The 6,765-nt window shown below is 72.6% G+C and carries 8 protein-coding genes; all 8 read right to left on the bottom strand.

The features are described 5' to 3' along the window. Nucleotides 1-19: 19 nt before the first annotated feature. The 8 genes from L2C96_RS05335 to L2C96_RS05300 are packed head-to-tail and all read right to left on the bottom strand — an operon-like array spanning nt 20 to nt 6,755. On the bottom strand, nt 20-1,081 hold the full coding sequence (locus L2C96_RS05335) for an LLM class flavin-dependent oxidoreductase (RefSeq protein WP_020420836.1): 1,062 nt from the start codon (nt 1,079-1,081) through the stop codon (nt 20-22). Next, complete coding sequence (locus L2C96_RS05330; protein ID WP_020420835.1) at nt 1,081-1,587, bottom strand: SRPBCC family protein; 507 nt, start codon at nt 1,585-1,587, stop codon at nt 1,081-1,083. Before L2C96_RS05330 ends, L2C96_RS05335 begins: the two co-directional genes overlap by 1 nt. Before the next feature lie 57 nt (nt 1,588-1,644). Continuing rightward, the gene (locus tag L2C96_RS05325) at nt 1,645-2,145 is read right to left on the bottom strand and encodes a winged helix-turn-helix transcriptional regulator (RefSeq protein WP_020420834.1); all 501 of its coding nucleotides are present in this window, start codon (nt 2,143-2,145) and stop codon (nt 1,645-1,647) included. Between the two features lie 27 nt (nt 2,146-2,172). Next, nucleotides 2,173-2,412, bottom strand: a complete 240-nt coding sequence (locus tag L2C96_RS05320) for an Atu4866 domain-containing protein (RefSeq protein WP_020420833.1) — start codon at nt 2,410-2,412, stop codon at nt 2,173-2,175. A 53-nt stretch (nt 2,413-2,465) separates the two neighbouring features. Continuing rightward, nucleotides 2,466-4,604, bottom strand: a complete 2,139-nt coding sequence (locus tag L2C96_RS05315) for a cytochrome P450/oxidoreductase (protein ID WP_237335374.1) — start codon at nt 4,602-4,604, stop codon at nt 2,466-2,468. Next, entirely contained in the window at nt 4,601-4,942 is a 342-nt protein-coding gene (locus L2C96_RS05310; protein WP_237335373.1) for a hypothetical protein, read from the bottom strand. Before L2C96_RS05310 ends, L2C96_RS05315 begins: the two co-directional genes overlap by 4 nt. Next, nucleotides 4,942-6,387, bottom strand: coding sequence for a GMC oxidoreductase (locus L2C96_RS44980; RefSeq protein ID WP_237335372.1), 1,446 nt, complete (start codon nt 6,385-6,387; stop codon nt 4,942-4,944). Before L2C96_RS44980 ends, L2C96_RS05310 begins: the two co-directional genes overlap by 1 nt. After that, nucleotides 6,384-6,755, bottom strand: a complete 372-nt coding sequence (locus L2C96_RS05300; protein WP_020420829.1) for a C-glycoside deglycosidase beta subunit domain-containing protein — start codon at nt 6,753-6,755, stop codon at nt 6,384-6,386. Before L2C96_RS05300 ends, L2C96_RS44980 begins: the two co-directional genes overlap by 4 nt. Between the last annotated feature and the right edge of the window lie 10 nt (nt 6,756-6,765).

Raw genomic sequence — 6,765 nt, 5'->3', positions numbered from 1 at the left:
GACCTCACAACACCGACGATCAACTCCCTTTCACTGCAGGCGAAAGCTCCCGCACCAGTTCGATCGCCCTCGCGAGCGTCGCCAGCCGGGCGTCCAGCGTGTCGCCCGCCGGGTAGAGCCGCACGGTGTCCACACCGGCGTCCCGCCACACGCGCAGCCTCTCGCGCACCATCGGCTCGGTGCCGATCAGCGTCGTGCCGAGCACCATCTCGTCGGTCACCAGCGCGGCCGCGCCGTCGCGATCCCCCGCCTGCCAACGGTTCCGCACCTCGGCCGCGACCTCAGCCCACCCCTGCCTGCTGTAGGCCCGGTTGTAGAAGTTCGTCGACGCCGAGCCCATCCCGCCGAGGCTGAACGCCAGCTCCTTCTTCCGCCCGGCCACCATCGCCCGCAGCGCGTCCTCGTCCGGCGCGAACGCCACCTCCGCGCCCTGGCACACGTCCAGATCCGCACGCGTGCGCCCGCTGCGCGCCAGCCCCTCGTCCAGGTGCGCGAAATACGCCTCCGCCGCGCCTTCCGGCACGAAACTCGTGCCGAGCCAGCCGTCCGCGATCTCGCCCGTCAGCCGCAGCATCGCCGGGGACAACGTCGCCAGGTAGATCGGGATCTCGTGCTCGGCGCGCATCGACAGCCGCATCGGCACCGCGTCCCCGCCGGGCAACGGGATCTGGAACTCGGTGCCGGAATAGGAAATCTTGCCGCCCGCCACAACCCGCCGCACGATCTCGACGGTCTCCCGCATCCGCGCCAGCGGCCGCGCGAACGGCACCCCGTGCAGGCCTTCGATCACCTGCGGACCGGACGCGCCCAGCCCGAGCAGGAACCGCCCACCGGACAGATTGGACAGTGTGATCGCGGTCTGCGCCACCGCGACCGGCGTGCGCGTGCCGAGCTGCATGATCCCCGAGCCCAGCAACATCCGCGAAGTGCGCGCCGCGAACCAGCCCAGCGCGGACGGCCCGTCGGAACCCCACGCCTCGGCGACCCAGCAGACGTCGAGCCCGAGCTTCTCGGCCTCCACCACGAAGTCCGTCACCTCGCCGAACCCGCCGGAGGCCTCGACGGTCGTCGCCGTGCGCATCAGGCTTCCGCGCGCTTCTTGAGGCACTCCAGCGTCGCGGTCATGTTGCGCTCGAACTCGCGCATCCGCACGAACACGATCTTCTGTTCCTTCTCCGGCATCCGGTCGATCGCCAGCGACAGCCCGGACCGCCCCGGGCCGAGCCGCATCCACTGCGACAGCTCCGTGCCGCCGTCGCGGGGCTCCACCCGGAACCGCCACGTCGCGCTGGGCTCGGCGGGATCCCCCACGGCCCAGGCGAACACCCGCCCCGGCTCGAACTCGACGATCTCCGACGTGGTGGCCCACTCCCCGAGCGCCTCGTGCTTGCTGCGGCCGACGAACCGGGCCCCCACGGCCGGACCGGTGGTGCCGTCGACCCATTCGACCGACTGCAGCTCGTCGCTCATCGCGGGCATCAGGCCGATGTCGGAGACCAGCGCCCACACCCGCTCCGGCGGGGCGTCGACCCAGGTCCGCACCTCCACCGTCGGGGTGTCCGCGTAGCGCGCGCCCGTCCACTCCATCGCCGGCCGTCCTCCTCGTCGTCGCGGGGTCCGGCCACTACAGTTGCGTAATGAGACTCAGCCTGTCAAGAACCTGTCGCGCACGTCCGGCCTGCTCTTGAGCCGCTCCGGGAAGCCCGGCCCGAGCCGCATCCGGGTGTCGTCCGCGCGCAGCGGCTCGCCGCACCGCGCGCAGACGACCTCGGCGTGGGTGTCGTGGCCGCACGTCTCGTGGTGGAAGGTGATCGGCGCGCCCTCCTCGCCGGCCAGCCAGCGGTCGCCCCACCGGGACAGGGCGGCGAGCACCCCGAAGAAGTCGCGCCCCTTCTCGGTGAGCAGGTATTCGTGGCGGCGGGGCTCGTCCTGGTAGGGCCGCCGCTCCAGCAGCCCCTCCTCGACGAGCCGCCGCAGCCGGTCGGTGAGCGTGTTGCGCGCGATGCCCAGCGACTGCTGGAAGTCGTCGAAACGGCGGACGCCGTAGAAGGCCTCGCGCAGCACCAGGGACGTCCACGCGTCGCCCAGCAGGTCCAGTGACCGGGCGATCGAGCACGGCCAGTTCGCGAACGACGTCCTCTTCATGCGGCCAGGGTAGCCCCGCCGCGCCGGTCAGCTCTCCCGGTAGAGGACGAGGTGCTCGTGGTAGAGCACGCCGTCGCGGACGTCGCCGGTCGCGGTGAAGCCGGTGTCGTCCACGTAGTCGATGTGGTTGCCGGTCACGGTGTAGCGGCCGGTGTAGGCGCTCTTCCGGTTGCCGCGGGCCTCGTCGTAGCGCCCGTCGGGCAGCAGTTCCTGGCGGATGTGGCCGTCGGCGGTGACCCACATGCCGACGAAGTCGTGGTTCTCCATGCCCCCAGGGTGCTCCCCGCGCAGGCGGGCAACCAGGGAGCGCCGCACCCCCTCTACAGGTCGAGCACGAGCGAGGGAGTCTGCGACCGCGAGACGCACGGCATCAGGTATTCCCCGGCCGCCCGCTCCTCGGGGGTGAGCACCGAATCCCGGTGATCGGCCTTGCCACCGAGCACCCGCACCTCGCAGGTGCCACAAGTGCCTTCCCGGCAAGTCGACGGCACCCCGGCGCCGGCTCGGTTCACCGCGTCCAGCACCGACTCGTCCGGACCGACGCGGACCGTGCGCCCGCTCCCGGCGAGCACGACCTCGAACTCCGCGTTCCGGCCGAACTCCTGCGGCTTGGGCGCGAAGCGCTCGACGTGCAGTGCCAGCGCATGTCGATCGCACAGCTCCTCGACCGCGGCCAGCAGCCGCTCCGGTCCGCAGCAGTACACCGCCGTGCCCGGCTTCGCCGAGGCCAGGAGCGCATCGAGGTCGAAACGGCCGCGATCCGAGGTCCAGATCGTCACGTCGCCGAGGCCCCGGAGGACATCGCGGTAGGGCATGCTCCGCACGGTGCGTCCCAAGTAGACCATCCGCCACGGCGCTCCGGCCCGCGACAGCATGGGGAGTAGCGGGGTGATCCCGATGCCGCCCGCGATGAACAGGTACTCCGGCGCCGGGGCGAGCGCGAAGTTGTTGCGTGGCCCGGTCAGCGTCACGACATCACCCACCGCCAGCCGGTCGTGCGCGTGAACTGATCCGCCGCGACCGTCCGCCTCACGCCGGACCGCGACGCGCCACCGGTCCTGTTCGGCCGGATCACCACACAGCGAGTACTGACGCGTCAGGCCGGGCGCGAACCGGATATCGACGTGCGCACCGGGCGCCCACGCCGGGAACCGGCCGTCCACCGGGGTGAACTCCAGCTCGACCACCCCGTCGGCGACGACGAACTTGCCGGCCACCACGGCCTGGATGCCCGGCCGGGTCCGCACCCGTGCCGGGCGCGGGCCGCCGGGGTTCCACCGCACGAGCAGTTCCGGCACCCCGCGCCCTTCGCCGACCGGACCGTACTCCAGCTCGTCGTACGGCGTCGCGAGCCGGAGTCCGGGGAGTCGCTCGTGGATCACGCGCAACTCGGTCTTGAGCAGCAGCCTCGCCAGCGGCGCGCCGAGGCAGGCGTGGACGCCCTGGCCGAACCCCAGGTGTGGTCGCTCGAACCCGCGGTCGAGCAGGACGCCGTCCGGGTTGTCGAACACGGAACCATCCCGGCTCCCCGAGGCGTAGGCGAGGAAGACCTCGTCACCCGCCCGCAACCGGGTCCCGCCCAGCTCCGTGTCGCGGGTGACCACCCGCGACATGCCGGTGATCGCCGATTCGTACCGCAGCAACTCTTCCAGTGCCCGGGCCCGGCTGGCGTCGTCGTGCTGTGCCGCCTCGTACGCGCCGTCGCGCGAGAGGAGGTGGGCCAGCCCCGTGCACAGCAGGTTCGACGACGTCTCGTGTCCGGCCAGCATCAGGCCGGGGAACAGGGACAGCATTTCGAAGTCGGTCGTCTCGGCCTCGCCGCTGTCGCGCACGTTCCAGACGTGGCTGATCAGGTCGTCGCGGCGGTCGCGCCTGCGATCCGCCATCACCTCGCGGATGTGTTCGTGCAACTCCAGCAGCGCATCGGCCTTCTCCTCGGGCGACGCCCGGTAGTGGGTGTCCTTCGGCCCGAGGAAGAATGCCAGCGCGAACCCGATCCAGTCGGCCTTGTCCACGTCCAGGCCGACGATGTGGGCAATGGTCCGCAACGGCAGCGGCAGGGCGAAGTGGCGTTTCAGCTCGATCTCACCGCGGTCGGCGAACTCGTCGATCAGGGCGTGCGCGTTCCGCTCGATCCAGGGTTCGAACCGGGCCAGGCGCCGCGGCATGAAGAACGTGTTGACCGCGGCTCTCAGCCGGTCGTGGTCGGGGTTGTCGTGCCCCAGCAACGTGCCCCGGTCCGGAACCCGGCCGGCGAACCTCTCCCGCCACGGTGACGGCAGTTCGGGCACGGCAGGCCTGGAGGAGAACACCTCCGGCTGGTGCAGCGCCTCGACGATGTCGCCGTAGCGCGACACTACGTAGCGCCCCATCGACTCGCTCCAGGTCAGGCCTGGTCGCGAACGGGCCTCCGCCAGGTCGCCGAACAACGCGCGGGGATCGGTGAAGGGACAGCTCACGCCACCCTCCCGCTGTGCAGCACGACCTCGGCGCCCTCATCCGTCCACACCAGACAGCGCAGCTCGTGGGGGCCTTCGGTGATCTCGCCGGTCTTCAGGCCCGCCGCCGCGGCCTCGACTCGGGCGGCCGCCACGTCGGCGACCCGCAGCAGCAGCGCGGGGTGCGAGGTCACGCTGTCGGTCCCGGCCAGCGCCACCCGCGCCCCGGCCACGTCGAACTGCGCCCACCGGTCGCCGTCGACGAACGTCGGCTCCGCGCCCAGCAGCCGCGTCCACGTGGCGACGGCGGTGGCCAGGTCGGCGACCGGCACCACCGTCGCGATCTTCGACACGTCCATCAGATCTCCTCCGCGATGCGCCGGGCGCCTGCGACGGCCAGCGCGACCGAGGTCAGGGTCGGGTTGCAGGCGGTCGCCGTGGGGATGACGCCGTTGCCCGCCACGTGCAGGCCCTCGACTCCCCACACGCGCGAATCCTGGTCGCACACCGAGGTTCCGTCATCGACGAGTCCCATTCGGACGGTGCCCTGGTAGTGCAGCGAGGCGCCGGCCGCGAGCGTGATCGGCTCGTCGTCCAGCGGCTCGCCCAGCGCCGAAGCGGCCCGGCGCACCGCGGCGCGGGCGGCGTCCAGCGCGGCTTCGTCCCGCGGCGTGAGCCCGTATTCGATGCGCATCGCGGGCATGCCGTAGCCGTCGCGCGCCGCGTCGTCGAACACGATCCGGTCCTCGGCCCGCACGTCCTTGGCGCAGAACCAGCCGAGCCCGACGATCGACCCGGGCGCGGGCACGTCGTCCGGCGCCAGCGGCACCGGGGACGCGTCCAGTTGCATCACCTGGCCGTGGAACGGCTCGGCGTCGGTGAACGGCACCCAGCTCACCCCGCTCTGCCGCACGATCCGCGATCGGCCGCGTGGATCGGTGTCCGCAGCCCCGACATCGCGCAACCGCACCGCGAACACCACCTGCGGCTGGTCGTTGAGGTACCGGCCGAGCGCGGGCGGCCGCACCGCGGACGCCCACAGCAGTTGCGGCGTGCGCAGCGCGTCGGCCGCGACCACGACCCGCGCGGCGCGGACCTCGTGCTCGCCGCCGTCCCGCAGGTCCCGCACCAGCACGCCCGCCGCGCGGCCGTCCTCGACGAGCACACGCGTCACCAGCGCTTCCGGGAACAGCGTGTGCCGCTCGTTGCGCCGGGTCGCCTCGCCGTACACGACGTCCGCGCCGGACCAGACCAGCGAGCCGTCCGGTTCGCACCGCACGGCCAGCGGCATCGGCCGCACCCGCCGGTCCTCGTCACGGCCGGGGTCGAACTCGGCGGAGAGCCGCTTGCGGACCTCGGCGGCGAACGGCGCGTCGTCGAAGGCGTGCGCGGACACCCCGAGCAGCCGTTCCGCCTCGCCGAGCAGGTCGTCCAGGTCCGGCAGGAACCCGATCCGCTCGCTCTCACCCGGCCGCGGGCAGGCGGCCGTCCAGTGCGCGCCCATGCCGCCGACGTTGCTGGACATGGCCGCGGCGGGCAGCGCGTTGCCGCCGAGGAGGAACGTCCCCGGCCGCCCACGCGGCGCGCCGCCCGGCCCCTCCGAGCGCCGCTGCGCCCGCTCCCGCGCGACCGGATCGGCGATGTTCTTGACGTGGACGCCGGGCGGGTCGGCCAGCATCGGCCCGGTCTCGAACGTGGCCAGCCGCAGGTCCGGCCGGGTCTCGGACAGGATCCGCGCGTACGCGGCGCCGCACGGTCCGCTCCCGACGATCGCCACGTCCACCGCGCCGGGGAAGGCCCTCACGCCGCCACCAGCCGCTTGCGGTCGCGCCCGCCACCGGGCACCGGCATGTAGGAGATGCGCAGGCGCACGGACACTTCCACGTCGTGCTCACCCGGCGCGAGCGGCTCGCCGGTGTCGAAACCCAGCACCGCCCGCTCCCCCATCTCCCACCGGTCGCCGGTGATCCCGGGCATCTCGGCGAAGGTGTAGGTGTTGCCGTGCACGGTGAACGTGGTGCGCCCGGGCGGCACCGGGACGCCGTCGAGCACGAGGTCGACGGCCTCCACCATGGACAGGAACAGCCCGCGGTAGTAGGGCATCCGCACCTCCACCTCGCCGCCGGATCGTTCGCGGGCGCGAAGGCCGCACACGATGTACTGGTCGAACATCGGGGTCTCC

The organism is Amycolatopsis tucumanensis (assembly GCF_021654135.1).
Lineage (GTDB): Bacteria > Actinomycetota > Actinomycetes > Mycobacteriales > Pseudonocardiaceae > Amycolatopsis_E > Amycolatopsis_E tucumanensis.
The sequence above is the reverse complement of the archived record's forward strand: the minus strand, read 5'-3'. Positions and strand labels throughout refer to the sequence as shown.

Excerpts from the sequence above, each read along its gene's own strand:
- L2C96_RS05310 (WP_237335373.1), bottom strand. The coding sequence starts at position 4,942 with ATGGACGTGTCGAAGATCGCGACGGTGGTGCCGGTCGCCGACCTGGCC.
- L2C96_RS05335 (WP_020420836.1), bottom strand. The coding sequence starts at position 1,081 with ATGCGCACGGCGACGACCGTCGAGGCCTCCGGCGGGTTCGGCGAGGTG.
- L2C96_RS05325 (WP_020420834.1), bottom strand. The coding sequence starts at position 2,145 with ATGAAGAGGACGTCGTTCGCGAACTGGCCGTGCTCGATCGCCCGGTCA.
- L2C96_RS05330 (WP_020420835.1), bottom strand. The coding sequence starts at position 1,587 with ATGGAGTGGACGGGCGCGCGCTACGCGGACACCCCGACGGTGGAGGTG.
- L2C96_RS05320 (WP_020420833.1), bottom strand. The coding sequence starts at position 2,412 with ATGGAGAACCACGACTTCGTCGGCATGTGGGTCACCGCCGACGGCCAC.
- L2C96_RS05300 (WP_020420829.1), bottom strand. The coding sequence starts at position 6,755 with ATGTTCGACCAGTACATCGTGTGCGGCCTTCGCGCCCGCGAACGATCC.